The 17892-nt window shown below is 57.7% G+C and carries 14 protein-coding genes, 1 tRNA gene and 2 pseudogenes; 8 read left to right on the top strand and 9 right to left on the bottom strand.

The features are described 5' to 3' along the window. Positions 1–14 precede the first annotated feature (14 nt). Positions 15–91 (top strand) — tRNA-Met (locus ACR0AD_RS18770). On the opposite strand, the gene ACR0AD_RS18765 is transcribed toward ACR0AD_RS18770, so the two are convergent. The 3 genes and pseudogenes from ACR0AD_RS18765 to ACR0AD_RS18755 form a co-directional block, all read right to left on the bottom strand. Then, positions 48–1700: a recombinase family protein gene (locus ACR0AD_RS18765; RefSeq protein ID WP_480488942.1), complete on the bottom strand. Its 1653-nt coding sequence runs from the start codon at positions 1698–1700 to the stop codon at positions 48–50. The genes ACR0AD_RS18770 and ACR0AD_RS18765 overlap by 44 nt on opposite strands. A gap of 120 nt (positions 1701–1820) precedes the next feature. Beyond that, positions 1821–1964: pseudogene (locus tag ACR0AD_RS18760) on the bottom strand (IS3 family transposase); the annotation flags it as partial. A 600-nt stretch (positions 1965–2564) separates the two neighbouring features. Further along, positions 2565–3572, bottom strand: coding sequence for a helix-turn-helix transcriptional regulator (locus ACR0AD_RS18755; protein WP_480488905.1), 1008 nt, complete (start codon positions 3570–3572; stop codon positions 2565–2567). A gap of 87 nt (positions 3573–3659) precedes the next feature. Between ACR0AD_RS18755 and ACR0AD_RS18750 the strand changes: the two genes are divergently transcribed. From ACR0AD_RS18750 to ACR0AD_RS18740, 3 genes are read left to right on the top strand one after another with little or no spacing between them, the layout of a single operon-like run. Further along, the gene (locus tag ACR0AD_RS18750; protein ID WP_480484744.1) at positions 3660–4727 is read left to right on the top strand and encodes a DUF1214 domain-containing protein; all 1068 of its coding nucleotides are present in this window, start codon (positions 3660–3662) and stop codon (positions 4725–4727) included. A 15-nt stretch (positions 4728–4742) separates the two neighbouring features. Then, complete coding sequence (locus tag ACR0AD_RS18745) at positions 4743–5744, top strand: DUF1214 domain-containing protein (RefSeq protein WP_480484743.1); 1002 nt, start codon at positions 4743–4745, stop codon at positions 5742–5744. Positions 5745–5799: 55 nt separating this feature from the next. After that, positions 5800–7518, top strand: coding sequence for an alkaline phosphatase family protein (locus ACR0AD_RS18740; protein WP_480488907.1), 1719 nt, complete (start codon positions 5800–5802; stop codon positions 7516–7518). Between the two features lie 303 nt (positions 7519–7821). Here ACR0AD_RS18740 and ACR0AD_RS18735 read toward each other — a convergent pair. The 3 genes and pseudogenes from ACR0AD_RS18735 to ACR0AD_RS18725 form a co-directional block, all read right to left on the bottom strand. Next, positions 7822–8842 (bottom strand): annotated as a pseudogene (locus tag ACR0AD_RS18735) (IS110 family RNA-guided transposase). A 379-nt stretch (positions 8843–9221) separates the two neighbouring features. Further along, positions 9222–9467 (bottom strand): hypothetical protein, encoded by a 246-nt coding sequence (locus ACR0AD_RS18730; protein WP_480484741.1) that lies wholly within the window; start codon positions 9465–9467, stop codon positions 9222–9224. A gap of 381 nt (positions 9468–9848) precedes the next feature. Further along, the gene (locus ACR0AD_RS18725; RefSeq protein ID WP_480484740.1) at positions 9849–10307 is read right to left on the bottom strand and encodes a hypothetical protein; all 459 of its coding nucleotides are present in this window, start codon (positions 10305–10307) and stop codon (positions 9849–9851) included. A gap of 980 nt (positions 10308–11287) precedes the next feature. Here ACR0AD_RS18725 and ACR0AD_RS18720 point away from each other — a divergent pair. From ACR0AD_RS18720 to ACR0AD_RS18710, 3 genes are all read left to right on the top strand, one after another. Continuing rightward, positions 11288–11683: a GFA family protein gene (locus ACR0AD_RS18720; protein WP_480484739.1), complete on the top strand. Its 396-nt coding sequence runs from the start codon at positions 11288–11290 to the stop codon at positions 11681–11683. A 358-nt stretch (positions 11684–12041) separates the two neighbouring features. Continuing rightward, positions 12042–12245 (top strand): hypothetical protein, encoded by a 204-nt coding sequence (locus tag ACR0AD_RS18715; protein ID WP_480484738.1) that lies wholly within the window; start codon positions 12042–12044, stop codon positions 12243–12245. A 32-nt stretch (positions 12246–12277) separates the two neighbouring features. Further along, positions 12278–13237: an IS5 family transposase gene (locus ACR0AD_RS18710; RefSeq protein WP_480484737.1), complete on the top strand. Its 960-nt coding sequence runs from the start codon at positions 12278–12280 to the stop codon at positions 13235–13237. Positions 13238–13290: 53 nt separating this feature from the next. On the opposite strand, the gene ACR0AD_RS18705 is transcribed toward ACR0AD_RS18710, so the two are convergent. Both ACR0AD_RS18705 and cuyA read right to left on the bottom strand, forming a co-directional pair. Continuing rightward, positions 13291–14277 carry a YeiH family protein gene (locus ACR0AD_RS18705; protein WP_480484736.1) on the bottom strand — a complete coding sequence of 329 codons (987 nt, stop codon included), beginning with the start codon at positions 14275–14277 and terminating at the stop codon, positions 13291–13293. A gap of 79 nt (positions 14278–14356) precedes the next feature. Beyond that, the gene (cuyA, locus tag ACR0AD_RS18700) at positions 14357–15373 is read right to left on the bottom strand and encodes a D-cysteate sulfo-lyase (protein ID WP_480488909.1); all 1017 of its coding nucleotides are present in this window, start codon (positions 15371–15373) and stop codon (positions 14357–14359) included. A gap of 121 nt (positions 15374–15494) precedes the next feature. Here cuyA and ACR0AD_RS18695 point away from each other — a divergent pair, with 121 nt between their 5' ends. Continuing rightward, positions 15495–16391: a LysR family transcriptional regulator gene (locus ACR0AD_RS18695; protein WP_480484734.1), complete on the top strand. Its 897-nt coding sequence runs from the start codon at positions 15495–15497 to the stop codon at positions 16389–16391. A 231-nt stretch (positions 16392–16622) separates the two neighbouring features. On the opposite strand, the gene ACR0AD_RS18690 is transcribed toward ACR0AD_RS18695, so the two are convergent. After that, positions 16623–17873: a dicarboxylate/amino acid:cation symporter gene (locus ACR0AD_RS18690; protein ID WP_480529164.1), complete on the bottom strand. Its 1251-nt coding sequence runs from the start codon at positions 17871–17873 to the stop codon at positions 16623–16625. Positions 17874–17892: the final 19 nt, after the last annotated feature.

Genomic DNA, 17892 nt, shown 5'->3' with positions numbered 1-17892 from the left:
AAATCTGACTCTGACGCGGGATGGAGCAGCCCGGTAGCTCGTCAGGCTCATAACCTGAAGGTCGCAGGTTCAAATCCTGCTCCCGCAACCACTTCGGTCGAACAGAGTCTCGAACAAGCCGCCTCAGGGCGGCTTTGTTCATTCTGGGCCAACCCAATCATCGCTGCCAGGACACCCTCCAGTTCGATCTGGACGCCATCCCGTTCATGTTTGATCGTAACACGTTCAATCAGGCCCCGGATAATCTCCAAGGCCCCGGTGCGGATCGACGGATCCGATAGCGCCTGTGCCAGATCTGCGACCTTGGAGCGATAAAGTTCCGACAGATTTGGGTGCAGTCGCACCGGTGAAGGCTTTGGTCCGGAGAGCTTGGCATCCAGATTGGCGATCTGCGCTTCGAGTTCTTCGAGCCGCGTTTGAAGGCCGGGGGTACGAATGCCCTCCGCGATTGCATCATAGAACCCATTCAATTTGCGTACGGTTTTGTCCCGCTCGGATTGTAGACGGGTCCGGGCTTCCTCTACTGTGCCTGCTTCTGCGTTGGCGGCCTCGCTGAAGGATTTGATAAAAGCGGCAACTGCGTCGGGCTGCATCAGGCGACGACGAAGCAAATCCAGAACGGCGTCTTCCAGAACGTTGCGGCGAATGGATTGCTTATGGGAACAAGTACCGAGTTTGCGAGCGGCAGAGCAGGCGAGGTAGTCGCGCCCGACAGTGGCGAGTGGCCCTCCGCAGGTGCCGCAGAATGCAAGACCTGTCAGAAGGTGCTTCTTGCGACGCTTCTCCCAAAACTTGGTTTCCTTGATGGCTTTGACACGGGGATCAGCCTCGATCTCGCCTTGCCGCTGCTTGACCGCCTCCCAAAGTTCATCCCCGACGATCCGCAACTCAGGGACCTTCGCGATGATCCATTTGGACGGATCGTTGAGACGGGAAACACGTCTGCCGGTCTTTGGGTCCTTGATGTAGCGCAGCCGGTTCCAAACCAGGCGGCCGATATAAAGCTCATTGTTGAGAAGGCCCGTCCCACGCACTCGGTGCCCTCGAATGGCGGTGTCACGCCATAACTTGCCACGGGGACCGGGGACACCCTCGGCGTTCAGGCGGCGCGCAATGGCTTTTGGGGAGAGTCCTTCGGTGAAGTCATGTAATACCCGCCGGATAATCTCAGCTTCCGCCGCGTTGATCATTCGTTCTCCCGTGACGGGTTGGCCATCGGACCCAAGACGCCGGACGACGTCATAGCCGTAGCTGTTTCCGCCGCCGGAGCGCCCAAGCTCGACCCTTCCGCGCAGGCCACGCCGCGTTTTGTCGGCCAGGTCTTTTAGGAACAGTTGGTTCATGGTGCCCTTGAGACCTACGCGCAGTTCGCTGATCTCACCTTCGGCCAGTGTCACGATGCCAACACCTGCAAAGTTCAGACGTTTGAAATTCGCGGCGATGTCTGCCTGATCCCGGCTCAACCGGTCCAGCGCTTCCGCCAAAATCAGATCAACCCGTCCTTCCTGAGTGGCATGGAACAGCTCTTGTAGACCGGGGCGCAACATGGAGGCGCCGGAGACCGCACGATCAGAATAGGCGTCAGCAACAGTCCAACCTTCCCGCTCAGCACGTTCCCGGCACAGTCGCATTTGGTCATCGATGGATGCGTCTCTCTGCATTTGGCTGGAGAAACGGGCATAGATTGCAACTCGGGTCATCGCCGGACCTTTCTCTTCTGGTTGATCAAAGCCGCGTAGTCGCGGCCCGCTTCAATTGTCTGGGCGTGGATGTAGTGGCGCTCAGCCGTTCGGAAGCTCGCATGAGCCAATATTGGTCGGATCCGCTATGCTGTCTTCACCACGAAGCCCATCCAACACAATACGGATCTTCTCCTCTGCCGAATGCTGGCGCCGTGTCTTCCTGCGGATGTCTTTGACAACTCTCTCTGCTGACGCTTTCTGTTTCCCGGATTTCATTCTCATCTCCACTCTCTGATGGTTACGATGAGCCTGAAATCCTCCGCTACGCAATCAACCTAGTCTGTTCCATGGGTGCTGATGGCGGACACCGCGGGTCCAAAAGCTTACGTGCATCAAGGCAGTACCGATTGCTGAGGAAGCTTGCCGGTTGAAGCAAGTCGACCCCTCCAAAAGTTGCACATAAACAATAGAACAGGAAGGGAACAGCTTGTGCTCCAGCTAATGCTTGATCGTCCAAGGCGGTTTTAACGCTATTTCGGTAGCAGACTGCACACCGCACTGTAGTGGATACATGGCCTGCCGAGTGACCGGTCGCTTTGCAGTTAGAATGGTTCTCAGCCATCAGCGACGTTTCATTTTGCATTCGCCTCCCACGGTGGGAAATCCGGCCCTTTGCGGCCCTTCTCCCCGCTTGCAGTCTCCGCAGTGCGGCGTCGTCGGACCTGCCATTCGCTGCGGCCGCACATTCTCAAGAACGGCAAATGCCGGCAGAGCGGACGAAGCGCAGGTCTGGGAAATTCGAAATTTTTTGGCAGACTTCGGGACGCCTTGGGTTTCCAGAAAATCCATCGTGTATATGCGAATGTGATCAGCGGCAACGACTCAAGTGTTTGTGTTTCGGTTTCCCCGGAAGCTCTTTGGTGAAGAGCCGGTCCACTCCCTGAACGCACGGCGAAAGCTTCTCGGCTCTTTGTATCCCAGCATTTCGGCGATCCGTTCGACCGGAATGTCCGATTTCTGAAGCATTTCGCGCGCCTGCTCCTCGATGAGCATAGAGCGGATTGTCCTGTATGCCGTCCCTTCCGCCCTAAGGGCCCTCTGAAGTGACCTGGGGCCGATCGCAAGATGGGCCGCAACTTTGCTCTCGGAAAGCACACTTGTCGGAAGATGAGCGCGCATGATTTGCAAAACCGCGCCTTCAATGGACTGAACCGGCTCAACCCCCATGAGCGCACCCAGGTCCCCCAATGTAATAGTCTTCCGAGACTGCAAGGGGTGCGGGTTTCGCGTGTCAAGGTCGCAAAGCCGAAGCGCGACGGACGGTGACTGGGCTCCCGTCCTAACAGGTGCGCCGAACAGATCTGCAAGCTTTGACTTGTCGTCACCATTGCCATCGGGAAGTTCAAACCAATCGGGCTGCCAGTCCGTGCCGAGGAAATGCCTGGCCACCTTGGAAATAACGAACAGCGCCCCTTCGTCGAGGTGTCGGTGGCCGACGACCGAGAAGCCTTTCGAGTCTCGTCCGACGACAACGTGCGTGTCAGTCTGTCGGATCACGATTTCAGAGCCAGGATGCGTCAGCGACAGCGCGCGTCGCCCGCGGTCAAGCGCAGATCGCAGATCCGGTGCGCCCAGCACGTAGTTCGCATAAGCTCCGTAAGCCAAGTAGTCGAAGGCCCAGCCAACCCTGGCACCCAGATGGCGATCGCTTATCATGCGGGCGACGGACTCCAGAATGACGGCCTCAGCAGCGTAGGAAACAAACCCGGTTCCTTCTGACAGCATCTTACGGTCGAGACCAGCCGTTCGGAGCGCACTCTCGACGACGTGTTTCGGGACGAAGCTGTCAAGAATGTCCACGACGTGCGCCAGTTCGATGATGTTGACCAACTTCTGTCTCATAGCGTCTCTTTGTCACAAAATGACCGGTCGCACTATGATAAAACGCCAGGAAAACGAAGACTTGAGGGGCGACTCATGAAAGGTAAACAGTTGGCAAACCGCATATTTTTGTTTCTTGCATTCCTGGCCGCGATCGTCTCTGGTCCCGCTCATGCCCAAAACTTCGACACCACAGTGGACCAACTTGCCGACAGCAGGGAAATCCCAGTCACGGTAGACAACTTTATCCGTGCCGCGACAGATATCGAGTTCGGCAAATATGTTGCCCTCGCTGGAGGGGTAAACAAGTTCTACCACTTCCGCGAAATGATGCCCGTCCATGCTCAGACCACCATCAGCGCGAACCGGGACACTCTCTATAGCGCCGCGATCATCAATATCAGCAAGGGCGCGACGGTCACCCTTCCGGATGTCGGCGACCGCTACATGTCGGCGATGGTCATCAACCAGGACCACTACCTGAACAAGGTCTTGCACGGTGGCGGCGCCTATACACTCGATATGGACACGTTTGACACGCCATATGTCGCCGTCTATCTGCGCGTCCTGCTGGATGCGACCGATTCCGCGGACCTGGCCGCCGTGCACGCAATCCAGGACCAGATGTCGATCGACGCTGCCTCGTCCAAACCTTTCATCGTCCCGCCCTATGATGAAGAGGGCTATTTAGGGCTCGTAAGGGCCGCCGTCGGTGTCGGCGCCTACCTTCCGGACAGTTTCCACATGTTCGGCAAGAAGGAGGATGTCGATCCAGTGCGGCATTTCATTGGGACGGCCGGTGGCTGGGGTGGGTTGCCCGAGGATGAGGCACTTTATCTCGGAATCTCGCCGAACCTGCCGGTCGGGAAATACAAGATCGAAGTGCCGGCCGACGTGCCCGTCAAGGATTTCTGGTCGGTCAGCCTCTATGATGCAAACCGTTATTTCGCGCCGAACGCGATGGACGCCTATGTCATCAACTCCGTCAGCGGGACGTACAATGAGGACGGCTCGATGACCGTGCATCTGGGCGGCTGCGAGGACGGGCGCGTGAATTGCCTGCCGCTTGTCGAGGGGTGGCAATACACCGTGCGGCTCTATCGTGCAGCGCCGGAAGTGCTGGATGGAAGCTGGGTCTTCCCGGGTGTCGAGCCCGCGAACTGACAGAAAGGACAGAAAATGAAACACCTTCTCCTTGCCGCTGCCCTCTACGCACCCGCACCAGTTCTCGCCGAAGATATCACGATCCGGAACCTCATGCGCGCCGAGAGCGATACGATGTTCCGGCTCACTATGAAGAACAACGGAACAGGTGTCGGCGAGATCGCCCATGAGCGCGAGGTAACCTCCGCCGACAAGCCGCAGCCGGTCATCCGGCCCAACCAGGACACCTTGTATTCGTCCGCCCTCATCGATCTGTCCCAGCCGGTGACGGTGACGCTGCCGGAGGGCGACGGACGGTTCCAGTCGGTGCTGGTGATCAGCCAGGACCACTACAACTTTGCCTATGCCGAACCCGGTGCATACGAGCTGACCGAGGACGAGGTCGGGACCCGCTTCGCGATGCTCCTGTTCCGCACCTTCATCGACGCGGGCGATCCCGACGATACGGCGCGCGCCCATGCGGTGCAGGACGGAATTCGCCTCGAAGGCGGCGGAACCGGCCCCTTCGAGGCTCCGAACTGGGATCTTGACACCCTTGCCGCTGCGCGGAAGGCGGTCAGTGACCTCGCCGCTGCCGTCGGCCTTGATGCCAGCATCGCCTTTGGCCGCCGCGACGAGGTGGACCCGCTGGGCCATCTGATCGGAATGGCGGGCTGGGCGGGGCAGCCGGCCACGACGGCCAGCGCCTTTGTCGACGCCGTCGATAGGAATGACGGCGCGACCCCCCATGCCGTGACGCTGCAAGACGTTCCGGTGGACGCGTTCTGGTCGATCACCGTCTACGACGCTGACGGCTTCCTCGCGCCAAACGATTTGGGGCGGAACAGCTATAACAACACCTCGGCCACCCCGAATAAGGATGGTTCCTTCACCATCCATTTCGGTGGCTGCGAGGATGGCCGGATCAACTGCATCCCTCTTACGCCGGGCTGGAACTACACGGTCCGGCTATACCAGCCACGCGCCGAAATCCTCGATGGCAGCTGGACCTTCCCGGATGTCCTGCCCCTAAACTGATGACGCGACGGCCCGCGCACCGCGTGGGCCGATCGACGAGAGGAAGGAGCCTTCGATGTTGAAAAAGCCACCTGTCCAAACGGCCAGTTGCGCCGTCTTCCTGGCGTTTTCCTTGGCGAACGGTGCATTAGCCGAGGATAAGCCGCGCCTCATCCTCCAGATCACTGTGGATCAGCTGCGGGGCGACCTGCCTTTCCGCCACTACGACCAATTTGGCTCGGGCGGATTCCGCTATCTGATGGATCAGGGCGTCTACTACGACAACGCCCACCACGCCCACGCCAATACTGAAACCGTCGTCGGCCATACCACGCTGGCCACCGGCGCGCATCCGTCGGCCCATGGCATGGTAGGCAACCTCTGGTACGACCGCGCCACGGGGCGCACTATCTACAATGTCGAGGACGCCGACTATCCACTCCTCACTCGGGGCGCGGACGTGAACCCCGACACCGAGGTCGACCCCACCCAGCTTGCCGCCAGTTCCGATGGCCGTTCGCCCCGCGCCATCCTGACCACCACCTTTTCCGACGAGCTGTCCATCGCCACCCAGGGCCGCGCCAAGGTCTTTGGCGTCTCGGTCAAGGATCGTGGTGCCGTCTCGATGGCGGGCCACACCGGCAAGGCGTTCTGGTTCTCCAAATCCGCCGGGGAATTCGTCACCTCCAGCTATTATTACGACAGCTACCCGGATTGGGTGACCGATTGGAACGCTAAGGATTTCCTGCAAAACTATCTCGGCACCTCGTGGCAGCTGACCCATCCCATCGATAGCTATCTTTTTGGCGATCGCGACGATCAGGATTGGGAAACCGATCTTGCCGGGTTCGGGCGCACCTTCCCGCACCCCTATTCGACCGTCGATCCGCTTTCGTGGAAGAACGATCCCTATTTCCCCACGCTGCTCACCTTCAGCCCTGCCGGGGACGAGATCACCGCCGATTTCGCCAAGACCCTGATCACAGCCGAGGGCCTGGGGCAGGATGATGTCACCGATTACCTCTCCGTCAGCTTCTCGGCGACCGATTACATTGGCCACGGCTTCGGCCCCTCCAGCCTCGAGGCCGAGGAAAACCTGCTCCGGCTCGACCGCACCCTGACCGATCTCTTCGCCTTTATCGACGCCGAGATCGGGCTCGAGAACACCCTGATCGCGCTGTCCGCCGATCACGGCACGCCCGAGGCGCCGGGATACCTGGCCGAGCTGGGAGAGATGGGCGGCTACGTCAACCCCGAGCACTGGGCGACCCAGCCCGCCGCCGATCGCATCCGCGCGCGCTTTGGCCTTAGCGATCCGCTGATAGCCGGCTATGACCACCCCTACCTCACCCTCTCGGAAGAGGTGCACAGTCGCGACGACATCGACCTTGTCGCGCTGGAAACCGCCATCGCCGAAGACCTGTCGACCTTCGAAGGTATCGCCTTCGCTGTGCCTTCGTCCCGCATTCGTACGGGCGCCCTGCCCGACAATGCGCTGATGCGCGCCGTGGCCAACAACTACAACCCCGACCGCTCGGGCGACATCTATCTGGTGGCCAGCCCCGGCTGGTTCATCAACGATTTCGACGGTCTCTCGGTCACAGTCACCCACGGCTCGCCCTGGCGTTATGACACCCACGTGCCCATAGCTTTTGCCGGTTTCAGCCTCGCGCCACAGCGGGTCTCGCGTCGAGTGCATACAGTCGATCTGGCGCTGACGCTTGCCGCGGTCGCAGATACGCGCCCACCCGACGGCGGCGCAGGAGAAGTGTTGGGGGAAGTCGTCGGGTACTAGGCGCCTCGCGTAATGCAAAGCGGAGACAGTAACTGGGTCGGATTGAACGGCATCTGTGGGTGGCTCCTGCATTGCAAGAGTTTTTTAGCGATTTTCGCGGTCGTTTCGTCAGTACTGTCGTCTGTCCGGCCTGTTTGTGTTTTGGCATTGCCTCCACTGGCCCTGATGAATTCCGCGAGCGAGGTTCCAATCGGCTTATCGACCTCAGAGGGCCGCTGCCATTCCCGGAGTGTCCTTGCTCTTGGTTGACTTACTTCCGCATCATCACTTCAACGTCTTGCATCTCGTGGGCAGCCTGCGCGGTCAGAACGCTGGCTGCCGGTATTCCTGTTTCTTTGTCAGCATTGCCCAGATTGAACGCGCTGCCTTGTTTGCCATCGCGATTGTTGCCAGCCGAAACGGTTTGTCGGCAATGATCTTGGCTGTCCAGAGATCGACTTTCTCTGGCGACCGTTTTGCCATGACCGCGCGCGATGTCATACCCACAACCAGCAGCTTTCGAATGTAGCGATCCCCTTGCTTGGTGATCTTGCCCAGTTTCTCTTTGCCGCCGCTCGACTTGTTGAGCGGGGTGAGGCCCAGCCAGGCGGCCAGATCTCGTCCTGTTCGGAACTGATGCGCATCGCCGATAGTGGCGACAATCGCTGAAGCCGTGATCGGCCCGATCCCCGGCATGCGCATCAACCTGCGCGCATCTGCGTTCAACAGGGCATGTTGCTCGATCATCTTGGAGTATCCGTCGATGCGCTCGTTCAGGCCGATGAACTGATAGCACTGAATGCCGAGCATGCCGGTCGCGATCTCCGGCATGTCCGGGTGATCCCCAGCCAAGTGACGCTTCGCAAAAGCCGTCACCGCTTCGATCCCAATGGGCAGAATATGGCCGAACTCGCGCAGCAGGCTGCGGATCATATTGGCCAGCTGGGTGCGGCTGCCGGACGGCCAGGTCGCGCGTGCGATGGATCGAGAGGATAGCTTGCTGGTCCTCCGTCTTGATCTCGACGAAGCGCATGGTCGGGCGTCGAACTGCCTCGCATATTGCTTCCGCATCAACCGCGTCGTTCTTGCCTCGCTTCACATACGGTTTGACGTAACCAGCGGGCATGAGCTTCACATCATGGCCGAGCGTGCGCAGCTGACGGCCCCAATGATGGGATGAACCGCAGGCTTCCATGCCTACGACGCAGGGCGGAAGCGTCTCAAAAAAGGCCAGTAGCTTCGCGCGCTTGATCGGCTTGTTGAAAATAACCCGGCCGCTCTCAGAAATGCCGTGCACTTGAAAAACGTCCTTGGCCAAATCGAGGCCGACGGTCTTTACTGTCATTGGGTGGCTCCTTTCCTAGCAGTCGTTGATAACTGCACTTTGGCACATTCGATGCCGGTGGAGCAGGAGCCACCCACCTCATCCGCTTCCAGCTTTTCGCGCTGACAGGTTCGCGGTAGCAGAGATGGACCGCTTTCCGGTTTTAAAGCGGGCAAAGGCGATGCTATGCTGTGTGAAGCAAGGCATTTGGGTTTGTCGGTGGTGTGGGGATGACCTGCCCGACTATCGCAGGACTGATGCGCGGTATTGCTCTGAGGGGTGTAGAAAACGGTCAGCGAGGGCACGCAGGAAAGTCAAGAAAAGAACTCAGGAAGTGTAAAGATCCACTGGATATCTGGCTTGGTTTCGGCACTAGCCACACTAAGATTACCTAAGGTTTCTACTCATTCCCCATGAAGCCCAACGCGCCTTCGTTGTTCAAAACCTCAATTGCTGTATCAAGGGCCGCTTGGTCCGAATTGAACTTGTCGTCCCAGACATAACTGGCGTCTTCATGGTCCACCACTTCCAACGTCCATTTGTCCTGGTTGTCCAAGCGGTAGATTTCGATTTCAAACCGATACCCGTCTAAAAGCACAGCCTTGCACCTGTCTGACATCACCAGCTTCGGTTCATCTACATTCATGTCCGTGCCATCCTGACTATAAGCTCTGTGGTTTGGCGGACTTGCGACAGCCTGTGGGTTTCCGTCCGTTTCCAGAATATGCTGTAACACCGCATGCCCGACAATTCCAAGCGCACAGAGTTTCCTTGTCCTGCGCGGTTTCTCTCTTCCAGCGGCACGAGACTTTCTCTTTGTTTGCCCCGAATACGCGGAGCATCAATCGCAAGGTCAAATACAGTAGGATGACGCCCAGAAGTATTCCGGCAATGAGCCAAAAATCCAGGCCGCTACTCTGCACTGAAATAGATTTCAAACCGCCTCCAATAGGACCCTAACAACCAGCCAGATTTTCCCATGACTTGGCCGGTATCGATAATGCGTCACCCCCAAACTCGTACCCCTTTAGTGAATGGAAACAACCTTACATTTACTCAGTCCGAAGCGGCGTGTGAGCTTCGCTGCCTTCAGCGCTTTTACCAAGCGGGCGCTAAAAAACAGGCTCCAGTACAAGCGCGGATCAACCCACAAATCGGGTCCCTCCAAGGCTATACCTGAAACAACAATGTCGAAGTCTTTGGGTTTCATGCCCCGCTTCATCCAAGTATCTGGTTTATTCCCCATAGGTTTGACCATATTCGACCGATCCGGAACAAACGCCGTTTTTTGTTCACCAAGGGCGAGTGTAAAATACTCGCCTTCAACTGGTGTCACACGGTCGTGTTGGCAAACGTTCAAAGGATAGATTTTCGTTTTTCCCAGTTCTGCTTCGCGAAGTACATTCGCTACCGCGCGAGATACGACTGGACCATATGGCCCATTGAAAATTTCGGGCAGCGCCTGAAGCTTTTTGTTCGGATACATTCCAAAAACTAATTTAGGAAAGGCCTCACTGGATTGAACGATCCAGCCCTGTTTTTGTTGTCTACTGCACCAGCAGTCGGCAAGTTGCTTAAAGCCTGCTCGGAGGTAATGGGCTTCATCAACGTTGTGTCATACATGACCTGGCTAAACCAGACGCCTTCATTCTCTTCCACTAATCACCCATTCACAAAAATCGCAAACCGGATCAAAAGATAGTATTTAAACAAATCAAAGGACAACGAGTATGTCCGGCGGTGGTGGTACGGCGCGCCGAACTCGTACCCCCTCATTGAAATCATAATCCCCATCAAGACGCGCCGCTCCGCACTGATATTTGCGGAGAGTGTTCAAATTGCGTCCATGAGATGAAAAGTGCGTTGGCGCTCCGGCACTCGGAAAGTGCAGTTCAATACTCTGGCGGTTCGATGAAGTACTCGTGGGGCGGCGCGCCGAACTCAACAACCCCCTCAAATCCAGATGGAAAAACTGGAACGCTCTAAAATCAACACGCGCCATCCACGGATAGAGGATCGCATTGTGGCGAAATTGTGTCCACATCTCGTTTTGAAACTCACTGTTCGCCTTTAGGAAACAAACTTTTTCGGTGAAGTTTGCAATGTTACGGGAATCCCCCAATTTCGGGCTTTGCTTGAGTTGGATAGATTGGGATCAGAATAACCACTTACCCCCTCGTGACGAAGATAGGGGCTGGCCTCGACCCCCTCAGCCAGCCCTTATTCCTTTTCTGGCCACCCCGGCAGATTTTTTGGAGCAGGAACGTCATTCCGAACCAGCCAGTCACGCATCTCCGCCCAGTGGTCCTGTGACCCAGCTGTGTATCGCCGTGAATGTAAATCGGCTAACTGCTGTTCAAGGGAAGGCCACAAGTGCAGCTTGACCCAAGCGGCGATCCGCGCCTGGGCCAAAGCACTTGAGTCGGTCGTCATGATGCCGTCAGTGCCGAGAGCGGAGATTGATACATGCTGAAAGGAACTTGCCACTGCGGCGAAGTTGGCTGGACTCTCGATGCTGTGCCAAAGTCGGTCACGGCCTGCAATTGCACAATCTGTCGGCGTTACGGTGCCCTTTGGGCCTACGGGCACATTGGCTATGACATTCAAACTACCGGGAAAACAAGTACATATCTGCGTCGCGATAGCGGGGATATCCATTTCCACTTCTGCGCCAATTGCGGGTGTGTGACGCACTACGTTGCGTATTTCTCGGACGAAAACGGCCGCAAACTGTCCGCGGTTAATGTTCGAATGTCTGATCCTTCACCAATCAGTGAGATTCCAATCCGTCACTTCGAGGGGCACGACAGCTTTCGAGAACTTCCTCGTGACAGCCGAACTGTAAAGGACATGTGGTTTTGACGTGCTTCCAGGCAGCGGACTTTGGAGCGACTGCTGCGAAGGCCCTTTTCGTCGTCGTCCCGCAGGGCGGATGATATGCAAATCGTTCGCCGCGGCGAGAGTGAGAAGTCAGTTCCGTTGACCTGAATGCTCCACCCTTTGGGCTTTTCATTCATCCGTGCCGACATCAGAGGCAACGCAGTATTAGCTGTCGCACGGCGAGATGATACATCGGGGACGACCCATTGCTGACCTTCACCATTCCTAACAGATGCTGCAGTGCGCCCACCAAAGCGGATGAGGTGGGTGGCTCCTGCTCCACCGGCATCGAATGTGCCAAAGTGCAGTTATCAACGACTGCTAGGAAAGGAGCCACCCAATGACAGTAAAGACCGTCGGCCTCGATTTGGCCAAGGACGTTTTTCAAGTGCACGGCATTTCTGAGAGCGGCCGGGTTATTTTCAACAAGCCGATCAAGCGCGCGAAGCTACTGGCCTTTTTTGAGACGCTTCCGCCCTGCGTCGTAGGCATGGATGCCTGCGGTTCATCCGACCGTGTTGCACGGATCGTTTCATCGGCGTAGCCAGTTGCTTGATTTGATGACGGGATGGCGGGATGCCTTTCAAGCACAACGCGACGCGGCGGGACAAGTTTGAGAAGGCCAAGTACCGGGTCACGAACTGGCCTGAGTACAACGAGGCGCTTCGCCAGCGTGGTGATGTTACGGTCTGGTTCAGCGAGGATGCGGTATCCGGGTGGTGCGCCCCAAGGTCGGGGAAACGTGGTGGTCAGCGGCAGTATTCTGACCTGGCGATTGAGACCTGCCTGACCCTGCGCGCCGTCTTCGGCCTGCCGCTTCGGCAAACGCAAGGGTTTGTACGAAGCCTACTACGGCTCATGCAGATCGACGTTCCCGTTTCGGATTTTTCCACGCTCTGCCGGCGCGCACAATTGCTTCGGATCACACCGAACACCCGGCCCACGAACGGCCCAGTGACGCTGATCGTAGACAGCACAGGGCTTCGCGTTCACAGCGGTCGAGACTGGATGCAGAAGAAACACGGGTTACCGAAGGCCCGTAAAACATGGTGCAAACTGCACATCGGCTTCGTTCCCGAGAGCGCGGAGCTTTTGGCCTCCTGCCTGACAACCGAGCACATCGGAGACGCCGGCGCACTGCCCGAATTGCTGGCTGATGTGGCAGGTCCTGTTCATCGTATCATCGGCGACGGCGCCTATGATGGTGCGCCGACCACAGCGACGATCCGGCAGGCGTTGGGATCGGATGTCGAACTGATCGTACCGCCGCCGAAGAATGCCGTCCCAGGTGATTGCAAAACACGCAACGCCCATATCGACATGATCGCCAAGGGAGGTCGTATGGCCTGGAAGAAGGCCACTGGCTATGGCCAAAGATCACGCGGCGAGGCCCAGATCGGGCGCTACAAACAGGTCATCGGACCGGAGCTGCGCAGTCGCAAAATGGAGAGTCAGACAACCGAAACCAAGATCGCTGTCAAAGCTCTCAACCGCATGACCCATCTCGGTCGTGCGACCTATGAACGTGTCGCATAACGAACCGGGGAAAGGGGCAAATGCGGCCCAGCCGCTATTCGTGCAACACAGTCTTAAAAGCCAAAGCCCATGACAAATGCCACGGCAATCGCAAGAAGGAAGAGGGTTTCGACGACAAGAATAAGGCCATAGCTGGGCTTGACGCGCAGAATGGTGGCAAGGCTGGTTTTCACCCCAAGGGCAGAAATCGCGATGACCAGACACCAGCCGGACAGGGTGGCGATTGCATCGGTGATCACCTGCGGCACCAGCCCGGTATTTGTCAAAATCGCCAGCGCGACAAACATGACAAGGAACCACGGCAGGATGATCTTCTGGGATTGTGCGCCGCGAAAGCTCGCCATGACCACAATCATCACCACCGGCAACAAGGCCACGCGCACCATCTTGACGAAGGTCGCAATCACCCCCGCCTCGTCACTGATCGAATATCCGGCACCTACAACCTGGGCCACATCGTGAATGGTCGCCCCGATCAGAAATCCGCTTTCCAGATCGCTCATCCCCAGGGCCGCAAACAAGACCGGATAGGCAATCATTGCGATGGTCGACAGGGCGGTGACGCCGATCACAACAAACAGCGTATCCTGTTCGCGGTCATCTTTCGCGGGCAGAACCGAGGTGATGGCAAGGGCGGCCGAGGCCCCGCAGATCGCCACAGACCCGCCCGCCAACAGGCCAAAGGCCAGTTTGCGACCGAAGAGAAAGGACAGGATTGCCCCGCAGGCCAGTGTTGCCATGACAAAGCCGACAACCGCGCCCACCGCGCCCAGCCCGACACTTTCCACATCCCCAATGCTTAGATGCAGGCCCAACAGGCCGACCCCGAATCGCAACAGCGTTTTGGCGGAAAACTCCAGCCCCGGGGTGAATTTCTGATCGTCATAAAGAAAGTGGAACGCCATGCCGATCAGCAGTGCAAACAGCATCGCAGGCGCGCCGTAATGTTCGGACAGAAAGGTCGCGGCGGCGGCAATCACGCACACCAGAAGAATGCCACCAAAGTGGGTGTCCCAGCGGGACCTGATCAGCGACACCATGGTTCGCTCCTGACTGCGGGAATGTGAAATTGGCGCGCGCAGCCTGTGTCAGGCCGCACACACCTGGTACTGTCTGGCGTCAGCCGACCCAGCGATTGCTGTGATCAAAGGCCGCGTCGTAACCAAAGAGCGCGACCGACCCGCCAGTGTGCAGGAAGACGACACATTCGCCTTTCTTGAAGTGACCTTTGCGGATCAGATCAATGAAACCCGCGGCCCCCTTGGCGGAATAGACCGGGTCGAGAAGGATCGATTCCAGCTCGGCAAACATCTGGATCGCCTCGATGCCGCTGTCGGTCGGGATGCCATAACCTTCGCCGACGTAATCGGTGTTGGCGACCACATCTTCGCGCTGCACGACACCGGCACAGCCCAGCTTTTCGGCGGTGGCACAGGCGAGGTTATAGACGTTTTCTTCCTGTTTCGGTTTGGGCGCACGTACGCCGATGCCCAGAAGAGGAATCTGTGCGTTCATTGCTTTCAAACCCACAATCAGACCGGCCTGCGTGCCTGCGCTGCCGGTGGCGTGAACGATGTGGTCGAGCTTCAACCCGCGATCATTGGCTTGCGCCAGCATCTCAAACGCGCAGTTCACATAGCCCAGCGCACCGGTCGGGTTCGACCCGCCCCCGGGGATGGTGTACACTTTTTTGCCATCTGCGCGCAGCTTGTCGGCAGCCGCTTCCATCTCGGCATTCATGTCCAGACCACCGGGGCGCTTTTCGGTGGTGGCGCCATGCAGATGGTCCAGCAGAACATTGCCGTTGTAATTGTAGTTGTGGTTGGTGGAGCCGGTGCGATCCTCCAAAAGGATGTGGCACTCCATGCCCAGTTTCGCCGCAAAAGCAGCCGTTTGGCGCGCGTGGTTTGATTGGGTTGCCCCCTGGGTCATCACCATCTCTGCGCCCTGCAACTCGGCCTCGGCCATCAGGAATTCCAGCTTGCGGGTCTTGTTGCCGCCGGTGGACAGGCCGGTGCAATCGTCACGTTTGATCCAGATTTCCGGGCCGCCGAGCTCTGCGGTCAGACGGTCCAGGCGCTCAAGCGGGGTGGGCAGGTGGGCGATGAAGCGGCGTGGGTAACGGGAGAGATGCATCGGAAAACTCCTAAATTGGTTTTCTCGCATTTTATGGAGGTCATTCCCACTATTCTAATTCGAAATATGCGCTATAAAATGCACATCTTGCATAATATCAGTGTGCCGCTATGGTGACATCATGCAGTTGGATTGGATTGATGACATCCTAGCGGTGATCGACACGGGGTCCCTGACACGGGCGGCAGAGCGGCGGTTTCTGACCCAATCGGCGTTCACGCGGCGCGTGCGATTGATCGAAGAGCGCATCGGTGCACCCCTGTTTGACCGGTCCTGCAAGCCGGTCACCATCCTGCCCGGCGTGCAGGCGACGGAACCAGAACTGCGAGAGCTTGGCGCGCGGCTGCGTCGCCTGCAACACGACTTGAAAGCGGCCGCAGAGGGCGCAAAGCGGGATGTGACTTTTGTGTGCCAGCACGCCATCACCACCACAATCTCGCCGTGGGTGGTGCGGCAACTGACCCAATCGCAGGACATTTCCGTGCGGGTGCGATCCGGAAATCGGGACAATTGCCTGATGCTGCTTTTGTCCGGCGAGGCCGATTTCGCAATGACATATGAACGCCCGGAGGCCCCCGGCCCTGCGGTGCCACAGGCGTTTGAAATGCGTCGGCTGGGCGGCGATACATTGGTGCCGGTGGCGTCACCCGATCTTGCGCTCCACGTTGATGACCCCGAGATCCCGTTCATCTCATATCCCCCAGATGTTTTCCTGGGGCGCCTGTTCAGCCAAAGCATTCTGCCCCTGTTGCCCGAAGGCGTGATGCTGTCCCCAAAGGCGGAAACTGCACTGACGCTTGCCGCCTGTGAATACGCGCTGGATGGCATTGGGGTGGCGTGGTTGCCGCTGACCCTGGTCAAGCGGCATTTAACCGAAGGGCGGCTGCGGCGGTTACATGACCTGCCGCATCAGGATCTGGGCATCATGCTGATCCGCCTCTCTGATCAACAGGGCGAGGGGACCGCGCAAATCTGGTCTGATCTGACAAATATTCCCGAACCGTCCGTGGGACTATAGCGCGTTCCAGACCTGCTCGCCGGTTTTGTCCAGACGCTCAAGCGAGCAGAACAAGGACAGGGTCAGCGTGGCCGGCCAATTTTCCCCGCCAACCTGTGTCATTAACGGGGATCAACTTAATTGAATTTACGCGTTGGGATAAGGGCGGAGGGTGACGGCATTAACCAGGCGACGTCCTGAGCAGAAAACGACCGCCCTTTTCGGGGCGGCCGCAGTGATGTGCTTTGTCACTTACGCCCGCGAAACGTCGGGTGATTTTAGCACATGGGGCGTATCGTAGGCATCCAGATCCAGTTGATCTTCGGATTTCGCAATAATGACGGTGCAGGCAGCGTCGCCGGTAACGTTGAGCGATGTACGTGCCATGTCGAGAATGCGGTCGATGCCTGCGATGATGGCTACACCTTCCAAAGGCAGGCCGACCGAGCTCAGAACAAGCGACAGCATCACCAGCCCGGCACCCGGCACACCAGCGGTGCCGATGGAGGCAAGTGTCGACGTCAGAATAATTGTGACATATTCCGACATGCCCAGCTCTATCCCAAAGGCCTGTGCCACGAAAAGAGCCGCAACGCCTTGGTACATGGCGGTTCCGTCCATGTTGATTGTCGCGCCAAGCGGCAGCGTAAAGCTTGCAACCGACCGGTTCACGCCAAGGTTCTGCTGAACCGCCGTCATCGTGACCGGCAGTGTCCCCGAAGAGGACGTGCTGGTGAAGGCCACGATCTGCGGCTCGATGATGCCTTGGAAGAAGCGGATTGGGTTCAAGCGCGCAAAGATCGAAACAAGCCCGCCATAAACAATGACGGCATGCAGAACGCAACCAATATAGAGCGCAGCAATCACGGTTCCCAAAGGCAACAGTAGATCCAAACCATAGGTTCCGGCGACCCAGGCCATTAGTGCAAACACACCATATGGTGCAAAACTGATCACAATCTCAGTCAGCTTCAAGATGACGGAATTTAGGGCTTCAAAGAAATCCCTGACCGGCTTTCCAGCGTCACCCACCAGGTTGATGGCCAGACCGAACATAATCGCAAAGAAAATGATCTGAAGCACGTTGCCATCCGCGGCAGCGGCGATTGGGTTCTTGGGAACGATCCCGATAAGTTGCTGGATGAAAGGCGGAGATGCTTTGGGTTCCATTGCGGCTGCGGTGCTCAGATCAATTCCTGCGCCGGGTTGCAACAGCAGGCCCAAAGCGAGTCCAATCGTGATCGCGAATGCAGTTGTGCCCAGATAGAATACAATCGACTTCAGGCCAATTCGCCCCATGCGGGCCATGTCGCTGACCGATGTCATACCGCAAACGAGCGATACGAAGATCAACGGGACAATCAGCATTTTGATAAGCGACAGGAACAGGGTTCCAATGTTCTTGATCATGCCCGCAATTGCTGCGTTTCCGGTTGCGTTCAGCAACACGCCCGTAACCACCCCAAGAACAAGCGCGATCACGATTTGCTTCCAAAGAAGCATATTCCTCCAAGGTGCCATA

The organism is Ruegeria sp. BH8, assembly GCF_056538065.1.
The sequence above is the reverse complement of the archived record's forward strand: the minus strand, read 5'-3'. Positions and strand labels throughout refer to the sequence as shown.